General features: G+C 38.7%; 18 protein-coding genes. 8 read left to right on the forward strand and 10 right to left on the reverse strand.

Annotation, left to right across the window (positions count from 1 at the left end; all coding sequences use genetic code 11):
* Window positions 1-10: 10 nt before the first annotated feature.
* From H8S40_RS08330 to H8S40_RS08350, 5 genes are all read right to left on the reverse strand, one after another.
* Window positions 11-2086 (reverse strand): heavy metal translocating P-type ATPase, encoded by a 2076-nt coding sequence (locus tag H8S40_RS08330; protein WP_186865034.1) that lies wholly within the window; start codon window positions 2084-2086, stop codon window positions 11-13.
* A 79-nt stretch (window positions 2087-2165) separates the two neighbouring features.
* Window positions 2166-2522: a DUF6110 family protein gene (locus tag H8S40_RS08335; protein WP_118689149.1), complete on the reverse strand. Its 357-nt coding sequence runs from the start codon at window positions 2520-2522 to the stop codon at window positions 2166-2168.
* 153 nt (window positions 2523-2675) lie between these two features.
* Window positions 2676-3098, reverse strand: a complete 423-nt coding sequence (locus H8S40_RS08340; protein WP_121054986.1) for a flavodoxin — start codon at window positions 3096-3098, stop codon at window positions 2676-2678.
* A 39-nt stretch (window positions 3099-3137) separates the two neighbouring features.
* On the reverse strand, window positions 3138-3719 hold the full coding sequence (locus H8S40_RS08345) for a DUF3793 family protein (protein WP_243238213.1): 582 nt from the start codon (window positions 3717-3719) through the stop codon (window positions 3138-3140).
* 25 nt (window positions 3720-3744) lie between these two features.
* A complete protein-coding gene (locus H8S40_RS08350; RefSeq protein WP_117989323.1) occupies window positions 3745-4026 on the reverse strand; it encodes a DUF2325 domain-containing protein in 282 nt (93 codons plus the stop codon).
* A gap of 324 nt (window positions 4027-4350) precedes the next feature.
* Between H8S40_RS08350 and H8S40_RS16155 the strand changes: the two genes are divergently transcribed.
* The 3 genes from H8S40_RS16155 to H8S40_RS08360 are packed head-to-tail and all read left to right on the forward strand — an operon-like array spanning window position 4351 to window position 9082.
* Window positions 4351-4626 carry a YhgE/Pip domain-containing protein gene (locus H8S40_RS16155; protein WP_243238214.1) on the forward strand — a complete coding sequence of 92 codons (276 nt, stop codon included), beginning with the start codon at window positions 4351-4353 and terminating at the stop codon, window positions 4624-4626.
* A 53-nt stretch (window positions 4627-4679) separates the two neighbouring features.
* A complete protein-coding gene (locus H8S40_RS16160; RefSeq protein WP_366482376.1) occupies window positions 4680-6890 on the forward strand; it encodes a YhgE/Pip domain-containing protein in 2211 nt (736 codons plus the stop codon).
* A complete protein-coding gene (locus H8S40_RS08360; RefSeq protein WP_186865035.1) occupies window positions 6887-9082 on the forward strand; it encodes a YhgE/Pip domain-containing protein in 2196 nt (731 codons plus the stop codon). The genes H8S40_RS16160 and H8S40_RS08360 overlap by 4 nt, the downstream gene beginning before the upstream one ends.
* A 93-nt stretch (window positions 9083-9175) precedes the next feature.
* Here H8S40_RS08360 and H8S40_RS08365 read toward each other — a convergent pair whose 3' ends face one another.
* The 3 genes from H8S40_RS08365 to H8S40_RS08375 are packed head-to-tail and all read right to left on the reverse strand — an operon-like array spanning window position 9176 to window position 11177.
* Window positions 9176-9790, reverse strand: a complete 615-nt coding sequence (locus tag H8S40_RS08365; RefSeq protein WP_240577612.1) for a TIGR04100 family radical SAM protein — start codon at window positions 9788-9790, stop codon at window positions 9176-9178.
* A gap of 19 nt (window positions 9791-9809) precedes the next feature.
* Window positions 9810-10649, reverse strand: a complete 840-nt coding sequence (locus H8S40_RS08370; protein ID WP_022075104.1) for a pyridoxamine kinase — start codon at window positions 10647-10649, stop codon at window positions 9810-9812.
* A gap of 3 nt (window positions 10650-10652) precedes the next feature.
* Window positions 10653-11177, reverse strand: coding sequence for an ECF transporter S component (locus tag H8S40_RS08375; protein ID WP_172696930.1), 525 nt, complete (start codon window positions 11175-11177; stop codon window positions 10653-10655).
* Between the two features lie 355 nt (window positions 11178-11532).
* Between H8S40_RS08375 and H8S40_RS08380 the strand changes: the two genes are divergently transcribed.
* Entirely contained in the window at window positions 11533-12423 is an 891-nt protein-coding gene (locus H8S40_RS08380; RefSeq protein ID WP_186865036.1) for a hypothetical protein, read from the forward strand.
* Window positions 12424-12517: 94 nt separating this feature from the next.
* Here the strand turns inward: H8S40_RS08380 and H8S40_RS08385 are convergent, their stop codons facing one another.
* The gene (locus H8S40_RS08385) at window positions 12518-12844 is read right to left on the reverse strand and encodes a cupin domain-containing protein (RefSeq protein ID WP_118688650.1); all 327 of its coding nucleotides are present in this window, start codon (window positions 12842-12844) and stop codon (window positions 12518-12520) included.
* A 224-nt stretch (window positions 12845-13068) separates the two neighbouring features.
* Between H8S40_RS08385 and H8S40_RS08390 the strand changes: the two genes are divergently transcribed.
* Together H8S40_RS08390 and H8S40_RS08395 are read left to right on the forward strand one after the other, a co-directional pair.
* A complete protein-coding gene (locus H8S40_RS08390; RefSeq protein WP_117989330.1) occupies window positions 13069-13761 on the forward strand; it encodes an iron-sulfur cluster assembly scaffold protein in 693 nt (230 codons plus the stop codon).
* Between the two features lie 65 nt (window positions 13762-13826).
* Complete coding sequence (locus H8S40_RS08395) at window positions 13827-14837, forward strand: GGGtGRT protein (protein WP_118688649.1); 1011 nt, start codon at window positions 13827-13829, stop codon at window positions 14835-14837.
* Between the two features lie 240 nt (window positions 14838-15077).
* Here the strand turns inward: H8S40_RS08395 and H8S40_RS08400 are convergent, their stop codons facing one another.
* A complete protein-coding gene (locus tag H8S40_RS08400; protein ID WP_186865037.1) occupies window positions 15078-16652 on the reverse strand; it encodes an IS1182 family transposase in 1575 nt (524 codons plus the stop codon).
* A gap of 790 nt (window positions 16653-17442) precedes the next feature.
* On the opposite strand from H8S40_RS08400, the gene H8S40_RS16165 reads away from it, so the two are divergent.
* Window positions 17443-17565: a type II toxin-antitoxin system HicA family toxin gene (locus H8S40_RS16165; protein WP_366482680.1), complete on the forward strand. Its 123-nt coding sequence runs from the start codon at window positions 17443-17445 to the stop codon at window positions 17563-17565.
* A 98-nt stretch (window positions 17566-17663) separates the two neighbouring features.
* Complete coding sequence (locus tag H8S40_RS08410) at window positions 17664-18209, forward strand: Uma2 family endonuclease (protein WP_186865038.1); 546 nt, start codon at window positions 17664-17666, stop codon at window positions 18207-18209.
* The last annotated feature ends 94 nt before the right edge of the window (window positions 18210-18303 follow it).

Consider the following 18303-nt stretch of genomic DNA (forward strand, 5'->3'; position numbering starts at 1 on the left):
CCTCTCTTTCCTATTTATCCAGCAAATCTTTCATACTTTGCAAACTGATCAATAAGGTCGATGTGTTATGCAATAATGCAGATGTTGTAGGCGGGAAGATTCCCATTACTCCACCTGCTATCAGGCAAGTATTGATTCCGACAATGGAACGGTAATTATTATGGATTCGCTCCATTAGTCTGTCGCTTAGATTTTTCAGAACAACAATTTCTTCCAGATTATCTGCGCCAATCGTAACATCTGCAATTTCTCTCGCGATCTCTGCTCCGTCACTGATTGCAATTCCAATATCGGAAGCTGATAGTGCCGGCGAATCATTAATTCCATCACCAATCATAATGACTTTTCTTCCATCAGCCTTTTCTTTCTCTATAAAGCTTGCCTTATCCTCCGGCAACACCTCTGAGAAATACTCATCCACACCTACTTTTGAAGCAATCACTTTCGCTGTGCGGTCACTGTCACCTGTCATCATAACGACCTTGATTCCCTTACTCTTAAGTTCGGCAATCACTCTTTGTGCCTCTTCACGAAGTGGGTCTTCGACACAGACAACTGCGGCCAGTTTACGGTTAATTGCCATATATAAGTGTGAGCATTCTCCTGGGAGCTGTTCATAGAGCTTCTCTTTTCCTTCCGGAATGGTACATTTTTCATCTTCAAACACAAAATGTGAGCTTCCGATGATAACGGATTTCCCTTCAATTGTCGACGAAATGCCATGAGCAACAACATATTCTACTTTGGAATGTAGCTCTTCATGTACCAGATTTTTCTCTTTTGCCGCTGTTACAACTGCTTTCGCCATGGAATGTGGGAAATGTTCCTCCAGACATGCTGCAATTCTTAGAAGTTCATCACTGCCCATATCATTAAATGATACGACATCTACTACTGTAGGCTGTGCTTTTGTCAATGTTCCTGTTTTATCAAATACAATCGTATCTGCTTCTGACATTGCCTCAAGATATTTTCCACCTTTTACAGTAATATTGTAGGTACTTGCTTCTTTAATCGCTGACAATACGGAAATCGGCATTGCAAGTTTCAATGCGCACGAAAAATCTACCATCAATACAGATAATGCCTTTGTTACATTTTTCGTACACAAATACGTAATTCCTGTTCCAAGAAGTGTATATGGGACAAGCTTGTCTGCAAGATGCTCTGCTTTTCCTTCCAGAGAAGATTTCAGCTTTTCTGACTCTTCAATCATGGAAACAATCTGGTCAAATTTGCTGTTTCCATTGCTTTGTTTTACTCGGATCGTAAGTTCTCCTTCTTCCAATACGGTTCCTGCAAAGACACTTGCATCCGTCGTCTTCGCAACCGGAACGGATTCTCCTGTCATGGAAGCCTGATTTACCATTCCTTCTCCGGAAACGATTGTTCCATCAAAAGGAATTACATTTCCCATATGTACTCTTACCAAATCTCCTGCTTTGATATCCGAAGTTGAAACAAGCACTTCCTGGTCTTCAGTTACAAGCCATACTTTACTGATATGTAAAGACATGCTGCGTGCAAGATCGTCGACTGATTTTTTATGTGTCCACTCTTCCAGTATTTCACCAATTCCAAGCAAGAACATAATGGAACCTGCAGTGCCGAAATCTTGTCTGAAAATAGAAACTCCGATAGATGTTGCATCTAACACCGGAACTTCAATTTTACCTTTTGCAAGTGTACAGATTCCATGCCATATGTATTTCACTGATTTTGCAGTTGTAAGCACTGCACGAACCGGAAACGGCAGAAATAGTTTATTTCCATAATGAAGCACTACCGAAGTAACCAGTTTCTCCCAGTACTCGCTGTTCAATTCTCGTCCTGAATTTTTCAGATAGGTTTCCGGAAGTGTCACCTCTCCATAGTGAAATGCTTTCAGGCTTTCAATTACGCTTTCTCTGTCTCCTTTATAGCAAATTGTTACACATTGCGTACGTTCCTGCACTTTCACAGATGTAATCTGCATATTTTGTTCCATATAATATTGTATTTCGTCTGCCTGCTCAAAGGTCATTCGACTCTGAACAAACTGCACACGTAATCTTCCTTGTATATCATGTTTAATTTTAAACTTCATGTAAATCCTTCTTTCCGAAAACACCTGCAGATAAAACTGCAGGTGTTCTGGTTTTTGTTTGCTTTATAGCTTATATTTATTATGCTTCTTCGGTTTCTGTTTCTTTAAAGCTTTCTTCAACATCTGTTTCGTTGGCATCTGCCTCTTCTACATCTGCCTCTTCTACATCTGTCACAACTTCTTCTGCTGCTGCACGTTCTTCATTGATCTGCTGTGCTTCTGCATAAATGTCTTCTGCATTTTCCTGAATTGTTGTGGCTGTTTTCATCACACAAGACTTTGCACGAAGAATCGCTGCTGTACAGTTTGTGTAAAGCTTTTTCGCATCCTTACTTGCAAGTACCTTGATACCTGCTGTTCCGAATAACACACCTGCTGCAAAAATTCCTGTTGATTTACCATTTACTTTCTTTAAACATTTCAAATAATTTGACATGATAAAATTCCTCCTCTGTTTTTTATGGACAAATTATATATCCATTATTTTTCTTGTTTCAAGCCAATTCTGTCTTATTGAGAAATTTTATCTAATAAGCCGCTTGCAAATGAGATTCGCTATCATTTATAATAATAAATTCATTTTTTGCGCTTATGCAAGTGCCGCTCCCAACTCCTTGCAAGCTGTAATTGCATCCTCATCAGGTGCATCATTGCATACAACACTGTCGCAGGCAAGTTCTATTCCTGCCTCCCTGCAATCGTCTTCCCAGTTTCTCATCCATTCTCCATCGCCCCATCCATAAGAACCGAACAGTGCAACCTTCTTTCCTGCCAGTGCCAATTTGCACTCGTCAAACAGTGGCTGGAATTCATCTTCCTCCAAAACTTCTGCACCCATTGCCGGGCATCCAAAGGCAATTGCATCGTAACCCTCTACATCTCCTGCCTGAAATGCATCTGCTGAATAGATAGAAGCATCTGCTCCATTTTCTTTCATTCCTTCCAGAACTGCATTTGCCATTTCCTCTGTATTTCCTGTTCCACTCCAAAATACGACTGCTGTTTTACTCATTTCTTATTTCCTCCATTTTCATTTATATCAAGTGATTTTTTAAGCCACTGTGAGCTTCTGTATGCTTCTTCCATTTCTCCAAAGCCGGTTATATACATCTGTACATTTTTTATATTTGCAAAATGTTCTTTCTGCTTCTTCTTTATTGCAATAAACCTTCCAGCATCCAATGCAATGACAATTCTTTCCTTTATTAACAATAAAGCCGATCACATCATCCAATGGATATCCCAGGAACAATCCGATTTCATGTGGGAATGTTCCGTTTTCTTCTAAACGTTCAATCAAATGAGAAATAGCATGATGCGGATCCGTATCCTGATATCCATATTTTCGAAGCAAGTTCATCACTCCTGGTTTTTCCAGATCTTGTTGCAACTTTTTCATGCGGCAGACATAAATCAACGCCCTGTTTTCTTGTTTTTGTAATATAAACAGACTTAATCCTTTTTCTTTCATCTCTTTTTCCCAATACATTATACTCATTTCAAGTGATTGTATACATGTATATTTGCATGTAAATAAATTTGCGGTTTTAAGAGATGCCAGTGTAGGGGCACAATGCATGATCAAGCACTGCTCCAGCCCTTTTGCAGTGTTTCCCATATTACGTTTCTTCATATCTGCAATCCTTTCACTTTATTATTTATGCACAGCAAGATTTCAAAATTTCTGTCAATGCATTCTGGCTACTTGTATGTGAACGCACAACATCTGTTTTTGAACTGTCAATTTCATCCAAAGCTGTTTTTACCATCTTATGTGACACTGTGTTTGTAAATAATACAAGAAGATCTGGACATCCAATCTGTTTATCAAAATCCGCCTTCATGTGTGTAAATACTTTTACCTTGCATTTGTAGGATTTACATATTTTCTTATACTGGGCTACCATTCTGTCATGCCCTCCGACAATTACTATGCTCATTTTTCCTCCTGTTTCTGATTGTTAAAATCTTGCATTCTCTATTTTCGTGTTACCTTCAATTATCATTTGTTAGCTCTTTCTAACTACATGGTTAGTATATTCTAACTTTCTATCCTTGTCAATTCTATTCCATGATAATTTTTCTCATTTACTTTCTTCTATATGTGAGATTTTTCATATACTATACAACCTTACAACATTCTCCTCGAAAATTAATGACCATTCGTCATTTTTGCTTATAGAAATCATTTTTACTTTCTGATATACTGGTGTTAAATTGAGATTTTATACATACTCGTTGTTAAAGGAGGATTTTTATTTAGGATGAAGACAACACTTCAAATATTCAAACGTGACTGCAAGCGTTTGCTTCGCAATCCTGTTGCCATGCTTGTTGTGATCGGCGTCTGTATTCTGCCATCGCTTTACGCCTGGTTCAACATTGCTGCTAACATGGATCCATACAGCAATACAAAAGGAATTAAAGTAGCAATTGCCAGCAATGATGCCGGAGCTTGCTCCGATAAGATTTCCCTCAATGCAGGTTCTTCGCTTATTGAACAATTAGAAAAAATAATTCTCTTGGATGGACTTTCGTAGATGAAGATGCCGCTATTGAAGGTGTAAGGTCCGGAAAATATTACGCTGCTATTGTGATTCCTGAAGATTTCAGCGAATCTCTTCTAAGTATCATCAGTGGCGAACCTCAGAACCCGGTTTTAGATTATTATGTAAATGAGAAGAAAAATGCGATTGCTCCAAAGATCACAGACACCGGAGCCGGTACGATTCAGCAGGAAATCAACGATACTTTTTCCAATGTTGCTGCTGAAACGATCTCGAATCTGATTATTAAATCTGTCTCGAAAGTATCCGGTAATATGAGTGATATGAATACGGAGACACTTCGCTCCATTTCTGATATTCAAAAGAATCTGGATGACTATCAGACTACTTTGAAGAATTTTCAGGAAACGGTAAAGAGCAGCTCTTCGATTATCGCAGACACGCAAGCCGCTTTGGATTCTGTCAATACAGCTGCTTTATCCGGTGCAAAAACACTTTCCAGTGCGTCTGATATATTAAATACCAGCCGCAGTGCAATTGGAACATTTTCTTCGACATTCTCTCAGAGCTTGTCCGATGGAGACCAATTGTTGAGCAATATTTACGGTTCTGCTTCTGACAAGCTTGGAACAATTGAAAATGATATGCTAACGATTAACGGGAATATAAGTAACAGTATTGCTTCTGTCCAGAATCTGATTGATTTGAATAATGAAGTAATTAACGATTTAAAAGTGATGACCTCTCATATTTCAAATGAAGAGCTTGTCGCAGCTTTAAATAGTAAGATTGCTGATTTGGAAAGTCAAAATGCTAAATTGCAGGAACTTGTCAATTCTTTAAAAGCCGGAAATGACAATATAGCAACCTCTTTAAATGGTGCTTCTACTGCACGTACACAATTAAGCACACTTGTATCGCAGAGTAAACAGTCCTTGAGGGATTACCAGAACTCTATGAATCAGACATTGTTGCCGACTTTAAATCAGTCACTGGATACATTTTCTACATTAAGTGGAAATCTTTCCGCCACAATGAATGGAATTTCTCCTTCTATTACTCAGTTGAAATCCATCCTTGGACAGCTCGACAGCAGCTTAAAAGACAGTGCTTCTGTTCTTGACTCGACCGGCACTGCACTTCAGACAGTAAATGATAAGCTTTCCAGCCTCACAACGGATTTAAAAGCCTTGCAAAGCTCCAGTGCATATCAGCAGTTTCTTTCTCTAAAAGGAATTGATGCAGATGGTATTTCAACTTTTATGTCATCACCGGTAACTGTTGATACAGAAGTACTCTACGATGTAAAGAATTATGGTTCTGCCATGACGCCATTTTACACAAATCTGGCTCTTTGGGTAGGTGGACTGATTCTGGTTTCTATTTTCAAACAAGAGGTAGATTTTGATGAAAAAATTCCAAATGCAACTGCAACTCAGTGTTATTTTGGCCGTTTTCTTCTATTTCTGAGCATCGGACTTATTCAGAGTGTCATCGTATGTGCCGGTGATATCTGGCTTATTAAAGCCCAATGCAATGAACCTGCCGCTTTTATTTTTGCCGGAATGGTATGCTCCGTTGTTTATGTCAGTCTGATTTATGCAATGGCACTTGCATTTAAACACATTGGTAAGGCATTGTGCGTGCTTCTGGTTATTTTGCAGATTCCAGGATCATCTGGTACTTATCCAATTGAGATGATGCCAGCTTTCTTCCAGAATCTTCATCCACTCCTTCCATTTTCGTATGGAATCAGTGCAATGCGTGAAGCTATTGCTGGAATGTATGCTCACAACTATCGTAGAAATTTATTGATCATGCTTGTATTCCTTGGAATCGCATTTCTCATCGGTCTTGGACTTCGTCCTCTGCTGATGAACCTAAATTACCTGTTTGACCGCAGACTTGCTGTTACAGATTTGATGTTGTGTGAGACTTCCAGTACAGAACGAAACACTCAGCAAGTATCTATGATTTATAAAGCAATGCTCTACAATGAAGTTACACGCAAGGAATTGACCGATAAGGCGGAAAAATTTGAACGCACTTATTCGAGACGAATCCGTCGTGGATTCAATTGCATTTTTATACTTGCTTTTGTTTTTCTGATTCTGATGTTCAGTTTGGAATCTAAGCTTGTATTTTTAATTTTGTGGATTGTTTCCGTAGTTGTATTGGCATTTTACTTGATTATTATGGAATACATCCACGACAAAACACAGAAGCAATTAGAACTTGCCAAGTTATCTGAAGATGAATTATTAAAACTTTTGAAGAAAGGAAATGAACGATCATGAGAAATATCCTGGAAATTTTTAAACGTGACATCGTGCGGATTAAAACAAATGTAATCGCATTGCTGGTCATCCTCGGAATCACGATTGTTCCGCCACTTTATGCATGGTTTAATATTGCTGCAAGCTGGGACCCTTATGGTAATACAAGTAGCTTAAAGGTTGCTGTTGCAAGCGTGGACGAGGGATATGAAGGGGATTTGATTCCTCTGAATATCAACATTGGTGACAATGTTCTTTCTGCTCTTCGTGAAAATACGCAATTAGACTGGGTGTTTACTACAAAGGATAAAGCAACGAAGGGTGTAAAATCCGGAAAGTACTATGCCGCTGTTATCATTCCTGAAAATTTCAGTAAAGATATGATGAGCATTTTCTCAAGTGATATCGAAAACCCAAAAATCACTTACTATTATAATGCGAAGGAAAATGCGATTGCACCGAAGATTACCGACAAGGGAGCGAGTGCAATCCAAAAACAGGTTAATTCTGTATTTATAGAAACGATATCCGAAACTGCACTTGTAGCACTTCAGTCTGTATCTGATATGGCAGATGAAAGTGGAGCTGATGTGATTCTTAATAACCTTTTAAATAACCTGAGCGCTATTTCAAATGATTTGACTGCTGCGTCCGGTACAATCCAGTCCTTTTCAAACCTGACCGGTTCTGCCAAGAATATGCTGGACACAACCTCAGAATTTTTAACTGAGTCAAAAACGCATTCGGACAGCAGCTTAGCTTCTTTGAAAAATACGAAAAATTCATTTTCCGACGTAAAAACATCTATCAGTGGCGCAACCGATGGAATTAACGCAGCAATTTCCGGAAGCCAGAGCTTTTACACACAGCTCTCTTCCATTATTGACGATGCGTTTGCATCACAATCAGGAAGTGCAGAAACGCTTGCTAATACGTTAAATGGCCTGGGGGATAAGATTACTCCGATCATCAATGGGTATCAGACACTTAGCCAGGCATTCTCTGATTTGAAAAATACGCTTCCTGATGAACTACCGAGTGGTATTGCAGACGAACTAGATTCTATTATCCGTCGTTTGAACAGTGCTGTTGCAACTCAGCAAAATTTGCAGAACAAGTTATACCAGTCTGCACAGGATATACAGAATTCGCCTGCTAACATTGCCGCCGCAAAGGCTGAGCTTGATCAACTGATCCAAACAAGCAGCAACAGCCTTGTTTCCATAAAAAATGACTACGAAAATAATGTGGAAAATAGTTTGAATACTCTGTTTGATTCTCTTGGAACGACAAGCTCAACCATTTCTACTTTATTTACACAATTGGATACAACAGCGGACAATATCCATAAGCTGTCAGGTTCTGCCTCTTCTGATCTTGCAAAGATTCAGACTACATTGTCAGACACCTCAGCACTGATTGACAAGACGTCAAAAAGGATGAACACAACGATTGACCAGTTGAAGAAAATCAAAAGCAGCGGGGATTACAAACAGCTACAGCAGATTTTATCTGGAAACAGTGAAACAATTGCCAGCTTTTTATCTTCTCCTGTTACATTAAAAACACATGAAATTTATCCTGTGGCAAATTATGGTTCAGCAATGGCACCATTCTATTCTGTCCTCTCCATCTGGGTAGGAGGTATTGTACTGGTTGCCATCTTAAAAGTAACGGTTTCGGCTTCTTCGACCGCCGGACTCAAAAACCTAAAACCATATCAGGTTTATCTTGGCCGCTATCCGATTTTCCTGATTGTAGGACTTTTACAAACTACCTTAATCTGCCTTGGTGATTTGTATTATTTACAGATTCAATGTGAGCATCCGTTTTTATTTTTACTTGCAGGATGGTTTAGCAGTATCGTATATGTAAATATCATTTACACGCTGACCGTCTCCTTCGGAGACATCGGCAAAGCAATCTGCGTGATTTTACTCGTAGTACAGGTTGCAGGTTCCGGTGGAACCTTCCCGATTGAGACTGCTCCTCCATTCTTTAGGGCTGTATATCCATTGCTGCCATTTGTACACAGTATGACTGCTATGCGCGAATGCGTCGCCGGAATGTATGGTTCAGCTTATTGGGTACAAATGGGAATTTTAGGAATTTTCCTGATTATTTCTTTGTTCTTTGGATTGGTATTGAGAAATCCGATCATCAAGTTAAATGATGCTTTTATGGAGAAATTGGAAAGTACACATTTGATTTAAAGAGCGAGAGAAGGAACAAGGGGAGCCAAAGGGGACGGGGTTAATGGCTTTTTTGCAAGCAAAAAAGCCATTAACCCCGTCCCCTTTGGCTCGTCAATCCTCCCAAGGTCGGATTCGGTATGTTACTCCAAGATCTTCACAAATCTTCGCACACTGTGCTTCTTCTTCTTTTGTCAATGTTGTATCGACTGTTGACAATACAACATGTGGTACATACTGTTTTACTTCTTTTACAAAATCGAGCATTCCACGATACGCTTTATCTCCAAAAATGCTGCGGACCAATTCATTGTATTTCTGCTCATTTGGTGTATTTAAGCTGATTGAAATTGTATCTACCAAGCCTTTAAATTCTGGTGCTGTATCACGTTTATTGATCAGACTTGCCTGTCCGTTTGTATTCACACGAATTGGTTTCTGATATGTCTCTTTTACGAATTTTGCAACTTCAAGCAACGCATCTAATCTTTCTGTAGGCTCTCCAAATCCGCAAAATACAACTTCGTCAAACTTTGTCATATCGAATTTTTTAAACTCTTCTTTTACTTCTTCTACTGTTGGTTCATGTTCAAGCCAAAGTGAATCGGACTCTTCCATGTGATCTCTTGTCTGTCTCAAACAAAATGTACAGGCGCAAGAGCAACGATTTGTCAGGTTTACATACAAGTTGTTATGCACTTTATATAAGATTGTCATTGATTTTCTCATTGTATTTTTCTCCTTTTCTTTATCTTTTTCTGTTCAATGTGTGTAGTACCTCTTCAAAGCATACACCGTCTGTTACAGGAATATCCAGTTCTATTGAGCGTAAAATACATTTTTTAATAAATAAAGATGCTCTTTTTACAGAATCATGAAAATTTACTCCATTGACAGCGTCTGCTGAAATGATTGCAGAGAAAATATCTCCTGTTCCGGAACGCTGTGTTCCAACCTTCTGAGTCTTAACGATAGATGGCTCCGTTCCTTTTTCATAGCAGAAATTGCAAATATAACTCTTCTGAGATACTCCGGTTATAACAACTTTTTCCGGCCCTTGTTCGGAAAGTTTTTCTGCCAATTCAATTACCTCCGCAACTTTCCAGTCTTCTTTATATGGCGTATCCGTCAAAATACATGCTTCTGTCAGGTTTGGAGTTAAAATATCAGCCTTGCACGCCAGCTGCTTCATACGTTGACACATTTCCTCTGTATATGTTGAATACGTTTTTCCATAATCTCCCATAACCGGATCTACGATAACTAATGTATCTTTTGATTTAAATTCAGAAATAAATTCCTGCACGATTCGTATTTGTTCCGCTGAACCCAAAAATCCAGTGCTGATTCCATTGAATTTCAAATCCAACTTTTTCCATTCTTCCATATAAGGCTCCATATTTTTTGTAAAATCTTCAAAAAAGAATGATGGAAAACCCGTATGATTAGAAAAAATAGATGTTGGCAATGGGCAGCACTGTACCTTTAACATTGAAATAATGGGCAGGGACACTGCAATTGAGCAGCGTCCAAACCCAGAAATATCATTTATAACAGCTATTTTCTTTTGATGATTGTGTGATGTCATCTGTTATACTCCTTCTGAGATAAATTTTGAAGCATGGCACTTTTCCATAACAAATCCCAGAACATAGAATCCAATAATTCCAATAATTCCTTCTGTTGTCAGTCCAGGTACCTGTGCAAGTCCTGTCGCAACACTTCCATACATGATTCCACCGGCAATTGTATATCCTGCAATCATAATTACGATAGAAACCACTGCTCCGATAAATGTTCTAGCTGACAGCATACGTGCAGGTGTTTTCCCTGCATGTGTAACTTTTGAACCTGCATATCCCATAATACCCTTAATAATCAAAGTAGGCAATACCCACTGCGGATATCCTGTCAATAAATCTGACAATGCAGAACCAACACCGCCGGCTAAAAGCCCGATATCCCAAGGGAATAAATACGAACACAGAAGAATACAAATATTTCCTAAATGCATATAACCAAGCGGAATCGGAATATGAATGATTGCTGTTGATATGCAGACAAGCGCAATTGATAAGGCTGCAATTGTAATTTTTTTTGCTGAAAATCTTTTCATAAATAATCTCTCCATTCCTCACAGAAACTTTTCTGTATTTTCATTTTTCCAAATCATAACACATGATTGGATTGATAGAAACAGCCAGAATCGTTAAATTTAACCAGTCCAGTTTGCCAAATGGGGACGGAGTTCAGTGGCTTTTTCACGTGTGAAAAAGCCACTGAACTCCGTCCCCATTTGGCACTTAACTCCGTCCTCGTTCATCCTTAATTTTAATTTTTTATGAATTTTACATTTTTTTACTTGTCTTCGCCAAAAAAACATTATAGGATATACTACATTGATTATTTCAATATAATCATTTTAACATTTTATAATTATCATATTTAAAAGAAAGGGGTTTTTATTTTTCATGGCTTCTTCAAAAAATGACTCATCCTGGTTCGACGATAATTTTGAAGTTACATATGATGATGATTCAACATTACGACCATCCATTGATTTTGATACAACAAAATTAGAGAATACCTCTCAGAAAAATACAAAGAAGACAAAAAGAAAGAAAAAAGGAAATACTTCTTCTAAAAACAACAACAAATCTGTTGATTTAAGTATTCCAACTAACATTTCACGCGAGGAAGAAAAGGCACAGGCTATTCGTTATGCCCAGCAGCCTTCCAATCGTTACGATGATGACGACATTGATTATGATTATAATGATGATGACGATGACGACTATGACTTTCCTAAATCCAGAAGACGTAAAAGTGGACCCACACGACTTGCAGCACCGCTTCAAAAAGGTGGCAACGCACTTTATAAGGTTTCAAAAACATTTATCCGAAATCTGACTATACTGCTTATCCTTATAATCATTGCCATTTTAGCTTACAACTTTTATGTAGGAAGTGCTCCATATGGCGACCTTGAAAATTCACTTGAATCACAAGCTTTCTCGCCAACTTTTCTTGCATATGCCGCTGTAGCTGCAATTGTAATTTTTTGCGAAATCATTGCACTTTTCAGGTCTATGACAAAAGAACGTATACGAGATGAATATGGAGTTCATTGGGAAGATGTAGGACGCGGACGGAATTCATTTATCATACTTTACATTTGTTCCTATGCGGCATTTTTATTCGGTGATTTTATCCCGGAAAATATAGAAGTATTACCTGCAAGCATCGAGATTTTAAAAGGAATCAAGGGTGCCCTGGCAGTTTTCGGTTCTCTTCATAACCAATTATTCGGTCTTTGCGTGGCAGGCGTTGTTTCCTGTGTGATTCGTAAGTATCGGAGATAGAGACGGGAGGCCAGAAGGGACGGGGTTTAGTGGCTCTTTTGCGAACAAAAGAGCCACTAAACCCCGTCCCTTCTGGCCTCCCCGGCCTCTCGCCTTAATCTAAAATAATCAAAGCCATAAATACAAGGTCTTCTGTTCCTGTATTCTTTAATCCATGTCCGCAATTATCCGGTGTGAATGTCTTATCTCCTGCTTTTACCATGCGTTTTGTTCCATTATCATCATATTCTCCTTCTCCGGAAATGATGTAATATGTTTCACTTTCGTTGTGATGTTCGTGGTATCCAAGAGAACATCCAGGCTCGATAGTTACCTGTGCATATAATCCGCACTTGCCATTCAGTTCCTTTGCATCAAGAATTCTTTTTACAATTACATGACCTTCTCCGCCACACATGTTTTCAATACGCTCTGTTGTCATAATATCTGATTCCTTTCTTTTTTTATTATTTACATTATAAAACGCTGTTCAAAAATGTTCAATCACATTTATATCGTATTTTTATATTGAAAGTACTCGAAAGTTGTCGAAAGTGACAATTGACGAAATCTATATTTTATGAGAAAATAAAGTAAGTGTGATGTTAATTAATTATCAAACATTATACGCGAGACAAATCATACATATTTGAAAGGAGTTTTAACATGATTTATTCTAAAGAAGTTGAACTGATGTGTCCGGTTGCTCAGGGTGCAAATCACGGACCAGCTCCAATCCCAGAAGAGGCTAAATGGGTACAGGCAAAAGAAGTGAAAGATATCTCTGGTTTTACACATGGTGTAGGCTGGTGTGCTCCACAGCAGGGTGCTTGTAAACTTACTCTTAATGTAAAAGACGGAATCATTCAGGAAGCATTGGTAGAGACAATTGGATGTTCAGGAATGACTCATTCTGCTGCTATGGCATCTGAAATTCTTCCAGGTAAAACAATTCTTGAAGCATTGAATACAGACCTTGTATGTGATGCAATCAACACAGCTATGAGAGAGCTGTTCTTACAGATTGTATACGGAAGAACACAGAGTGCATTCTCTGAAGACGGACTTGCTATCGGAGCTGGACTGGAAGACCTTGGTAAAGGACTTCGTTCTCAGGTAGGAACAATGTACGGAACACTCGCAAAAGGTCCTCGTTACCTGGAGATGGCAGAAGGATATGTAACAGGTATCGCTCTTGATGAGAACGATGAGATCATTGGATACCAGTTCGTAAGCCTTGGAAAATTCACAGACTTCGTTAAAGCTGGAGATACTCCAAACGAAGCTTGGGAGAAAGCAAAAGGACAGTACGGACGTGTTGCTGACGCTGTTAAGATCATCGACCCACGTAAAGAATAATCACAACGAACGGACTTGTCCGTTTTATGGAAAATAAGCGTTAAATAAATCAGGAGGACAATTAAATGGCTTTATTTGAATCATATGAGAGAAGAATTGATAAAATCAATGCAGTACTGAACAGCTATGGCATTGCTTCTATCGAAGAAGCAGAAAAGATTACAAAGGATGCCGGTCTTGATGTTTACAATCAGATCAAAGGTATTCAGCCAATCTGTTTCGAAAACGCTTGCTGGGCATACATCGTAGGTGCAGCAATCGCAATTAAAAAAGAATGTAGAACAGCTGCTGAGGCTGCTGCTGCTATCGGTGAAGGACTTCAGGCATTCTGTATCCCAGGTTCTGTTGCTGACCAGCGTAAAGTAGGTCTTGGACATGGTAACCTTGGAAAGATGCTTCTGGAAGAAGATACAGACTGTTTCGCATTCCTTGCAGGTCACGAATCATTCGCAGCTGCTGAGGGTGCTATCGGTATCGCTGAGAAAGCTAACAAAGTTCGTAAAAAACCTCTTCGTGTTATCCTGAACGGTCTTGGAAAAGATGCTGCAAAGATCATTTCAAGAATCAATGGATTCACATATGTACAGACAGAATATGATTACTACACAGGAGAACTGAAAGAAGTTCAGAGAATCGCTTACTCTGACGGACTTCGTTCTAAAGTAAACTGCTATGGTGCTAACGATGTACGTGAAGGTGTTGCTATCATGCACAAAGAAGGTGTAGACGTTTCTATCACAGGTAACTCTACAAACCCAACACGTTTCCAGCATCCAGTTGCAGGTACATATAAAAAAGAATGTATCGAACAGGGCAAGAAATATTTCTCAGTAGCTTCAGGTGGTGGTACAGGACGTACACTTCACCCAGATAACATGGCTGCTGGTCCTGCTTCTTATGGTATGACAGATACATTAGGACGTATGCACTCTGATGCACAGTTCGCTGGTTCTTCTTCAGTTCCTGCTCACGTTGAGATGATGGGTCTGATCGGTGCTGGTAACAACCCAATGGTTGGTATGACTGTTGCAGTTGCAGTTTCCGTAGAAGAAGCTGCTAAAGCAGGCAAGTTCTAAGAACTCGCGTAAAATAACCACTTCTCGAACTTGCGAGAAGTGGTAAAAATCAATAAAATTTGCTACATTTGTCGATTATTTGTCGATAGAGACTTGTCGATAATTGTAGATTTAAAAAGGGGGCGTGTGAAAAAACGAGAGTTTTTTCATGCGTCCTTTTGCTTATGGTTATAATAATAGTTATATTGCATAAAAAAGGGTATAGTTCCCCTTCCCCCATAAGAATGCTATTATGAACTCCTATGCGGCAGCTACAACTTTTTTCTGTTTGTTGTGATATTTATAAAGATTGTGTCCGATAGAAACGAGAAATACTTCAAGCAATACAGATTTTATTCCTCTTCGGACAATTCTTTTGTACCACCGGTCGTTTTTCATGATGCCAAAGGTACCTTCTGCCTGAATGGATCTGTTCATCCTTAGAAGCACTCCCTGGATACTTTTAAGATTTTCTATCACTTCCTGATGCATCGCTGTAAGTTCGCGGTTGATCCGAACAGTACGGTTTTTGTCTGTCTTTTTACATTGTTCTGCGTATGGACAGCCGGAGCAGTCTTCACACTGATACACTTCTTCCTGTCGCCCATACTTGTTCCCTTTTACGTTTTTTCGATACTGAAGATAAAAGTTTTTCCCGTTTGGGCAACGCATGATTCCGTCTTCCCAGATTGGAAAATTTACTGCACGAAATGGATCTTCATGGTATTTCTTGTCCGTAGTCTCTTTCTTGAACATGGGAAACTTCATATATTTTTCCATTCCTTGCTGCTCACAGAAGATGTAATTGTTGTAAGAACCATATCCGGCATCTGCTACTGGGTACTTCGGATAGAAGCCATATGTAGTATAAAACTTGTTCATTAATGGAATAAAACAATCCATATCTGAGCGATACTGATTTACATCAACAACAGCAATATATTCATCTGCAACACCGACCTGTACATTATAAGCTGGAAGCAACTGGTCATTTCCCATGTAGTCTGTCTTGATTCGCATAAAAGTGGCTGAATGATCTGTTTTCGAGTAGCTGTTGCGATCTTCTCCACAGATTTTGATTTTTTCCACGTATTCTTCCAACTTAGCAGCATACTCTTTGAGTTTCTCATAATGACGTTGTTGTGTAGTTTTACGATGTCCCCTGCCATGAACAAACATTGCTTCATTAATCTGCCAGACTTCTGCATACTGTTCAGCAGCTTCCTTCAGATACTCTGGTGCGTACTCACTATTGATACAAAGTTTCATACCTGTACATGAAAGTTCCTCATTGATTTCTTCAAAGAGTGTAGTGATCTTACCAAAGAGACGGTATCTGGATTTTTCGGTTGCTTTTTTCCATACCCAGGAGTATTTATTCGCATTTGCTTCAAATTTGGATCCATCAATGTATAGATGTTGAAGATCCACATGCTCTGTCTCGAAGATTTTTTTGTTTATATCTTGAAATATTTCTTTAATGGAATCAGCAAGTACTTCGTTGATGAAGTAGCCGAGAGTACGGTAAGAAGGTGCTTGATGATCCATAAGATACATGAAACGGAGATTGATTTTACACTGATCCTCCAGTTCACGCAATGATATATAGCCATTCGCCATAAATCCAAACAAAACTGTTTTCAGCATGCTGACCGGGTCATACCTGAGTCTTCCTGTATCATGTTGAGGAATATTTTTCAGATATTTCTCCAGTTCGATTTCTCCCATAAATCTATCAAAAGTCAGCACTGGATCACAGATGTCCAAATAATCTTGAATTAGCATTGGCAAAACTGCCTGTTTTGGGTTAGAATAGATTATGTTATTAATTTTCATTGCAAGTTAATTATAACAGAAAGAAAGACCTTGAGTTCATTATAAACTCTTGGTCTTTCTTTTTTGGGGGACTATTCTTTTTTCACAGCCCCTTTTTATTAAGGCAGTGACCATTTATATTCACCCCGGTATTTCTACCGGGGATTTCTTATTAGAACAGCTGGAATCTATCCATTGGAACACCAAAGCATCCTGCGTAACCATCCTGACCATTTTTGGATCATTCCAGTTGCATCCAGTAACCCGCGGAAGCCAGCCTTTTCCCAATACATGTACGCGATATTTAACGGAACCCTTGTTCACGCTAATTGCTACATTTGCAATGCGTCTGCCTCGAATGCCAGCAAAGTCATTTAGATTAACAACAAATGGCAAGATATGGGCAAACCCATTTTCCAGATTATGTGTCTGCAACCACTTTTGATAGAAGGCTGTGTTTGCGTTCTGACTTTACTCTTTCAATTTCTACATCCTGCTGATTCTTCTTCAAATACCACTTGTACACTGATTTCTTAATTTTTTCGTAAAATAATAAGACCTCTAGGGTCTTGCTCTGAATTCCATATAGTTTTTCTTTCAATATTACATATAAAAAATAGGACATGACATAGGTAGAATACAAAGCACGTGTTTGCACGTGTATTTCATCGACACACGTGTTAGTACGTGTTATAATATAGTTATGATAAGGAAAAGTGATACAAAAGATGCCTTTAACATCAAATGAAATGCTTAAACTTCTAAAGGAAATGGATTTGAAGAAATCAATCAAAACGGCTCTCATGTAAAGATAAAAAATTTTGAAAATGGGAGAACAGTAATTGTTCCTTATCACTCCAAAGCTATGAAGAAAGGCTTGGAACAGGCAGTATTAAAACAAGCGAGACTTAGCAGGTTCTTCAAGAAGCATTGATTTCGAAGCTTCAAATAAAATAAGTCTCACTTATAGCATTAATTAATTAATTAAAATCAGGCATATGCTTTATACTATCAAAGAAAGGATGTTATTATATGCCATTATTAAAAAAGGATATTTACACTGTTGAAGACATCTACGCACTTCCCGCTGGACAGCGTGCAGAGCTGATAGATGGTCAAATTTATAATATGGCACCACCAAGCTATCTTCATCAGAGACTTGTAATGGAACTTTCCGCAACAATCCGAGATTATATCAAATCCCACAAAGGATCTTGCGAGGTTTTGCCCGCTCCCTTTGCCGTTTTCCTCAATCAGGACGACCGAAACTATGTAGAACCGGATATCTCCGTTATCTGCGATCCTGATAAGCTAAATGACAAAGGATGCAATGGTGCTCCTGATTTCATTATTGAAATTGTATCACCTAGTAGCCAACGAATGGATTATTTAACCAAGTTATTCAAATACCGCACAGTTGGTGTTCGTGAATATTGGATTGTGAATCCAATGACACAGACGATTCAGACTTACTTTTTCGGTGACCAGGAAGACTTCCATCAATATTCTTTTAATGATGAGATTGCTGTTGGCATCTATGATGATTTGAATATCTGCATTTCAGATTTGCTGAAATAACAAAAACTGCTCCCACACCAATAGAGAACCGTTACCAATATATAGAAAAGCGACTATGCCTCCAGCTTAACCGGAAAGCATAGTCGCTTTTTCT

Origin of the sequence: Ruminococcus hominis (assembly GCF_014287355.1) — a bacterium.
GTDB lineage: Bacteria > Bacillota > Clostridia > Lachnospirales > Lachnospiraceae > Schaedlerella > Schaedlerella hominis.

Bases quoted from the DNA above. Each gene is read 5' to 3' on its own strand.
- H8S40_RS08365 (WP_240577612.1), bottom strand. From the start codon at position 9,790: ATGAGAAAATCAATGACAATCTTATATAAAGTGCATAACAACTTGTAT.
- H8S40_RS08360 (WP_186865035.1), top strand. From the start codon at position 6,887: ATGAGAAATATCCTGGAAATTTTTAAACGTGACATCGTGCGGATTAAA.
- H8S40_RS08350 (WP_117989323.1), bottom strand. From the start codon at position 4,026: ATGAGCATAGTAATTGTCGGAGGGCATGACAGAATGGTAGCCCAGTAT.
- H8S40_RS08395 (WP_118688649.1), top strand. From the start codon at position 13,827: ATGGCTTTATTTGAATCATATGAGAGAAGAATTGATAAAATCAATGCA.
- H8S40_RS08330 (WP_186865034.1), bottom strand. From the start codon at position 2,086: ATGAAGTTTAAAATTAAACATGATATACAAGGAAGATTACGTGTGCAG.
- H8S40_RS16155 (WP_243238214.1), top strand. From the start codon at position 4,351: ATGAAGACAACACTTCAAATATTCAAACGTGACTGCAAGCGTTTGCTT.
- H8S40_RS08390 (WP_117989330.1), top strand. From the start codon at position 13,069: ATGATTTATTCTAAAGAAGTTGAACTGATGTGTCCGGTTGCTCAGGGT.
- H8S40_RS08340 (WP_121054986.1), bottom strand. From the start codon at position 3,098: ATGAGTAAAACAGCAGTCGTATTTTGGAGTGGAACAGGAAATACAGAG.
- H8S40_RS08375 (WP_172696930.1), bottom strand. From the start codon at position 11,177: ATGAAAAGATTTTCAGCAAAAAAAATTACAATTGCAGCCTTATCAATT.
- H8S40_RS08385 (WP_118688650.1), bottom strand. From the start codon at position 12,844: ATGACAACAGAGCGTATTGAAAACATGTGTGGCGGAGAAGGTCATGTA.
- H8S40_RS08370 (WP_022075104.1), bottom strand. From the start codon at position 10,649: ATGACATCACACAATCATCAAAAGAAAATAGCTGTTATAAATGATATT.
- H8S40_RS08410 (WP_186865038.1), top strand. From the start codon at position 17,664: ATGCCATTATTAAAAAAGGATATTTACACTGTTGAAGACATCTACGCA.
- H8S40_RS08380 (WP_186865036.1), top strand. From the start codon at position 11,533: ATGGCTTCTTCAAAAAATGACTCATCCTGGTTCGACGATAATTTTGAA.
- H8S40_RS08335 (WP_118689149.1), bottom strand. From the start codon at position 2,522: ATGTCAAATTATTTGAAATGTTTAAAGAAAGTAAATGGTAAATCAACA.
- H8S40_RS08345 (WP_243238213.1), bottom strand. From the start codon at position 3,719: ATGAAGAAACGTAATATGGGAAACACTGCAAAAGGGCTGGAGCAGTGC.
- H8S40_RS08400 (WP_186865037.1), bottom strand. From the start codon at position 16,652: ATGAAAATTAATAACATAATCTATTCTAACCCAAAACAGGCAGTTTTG.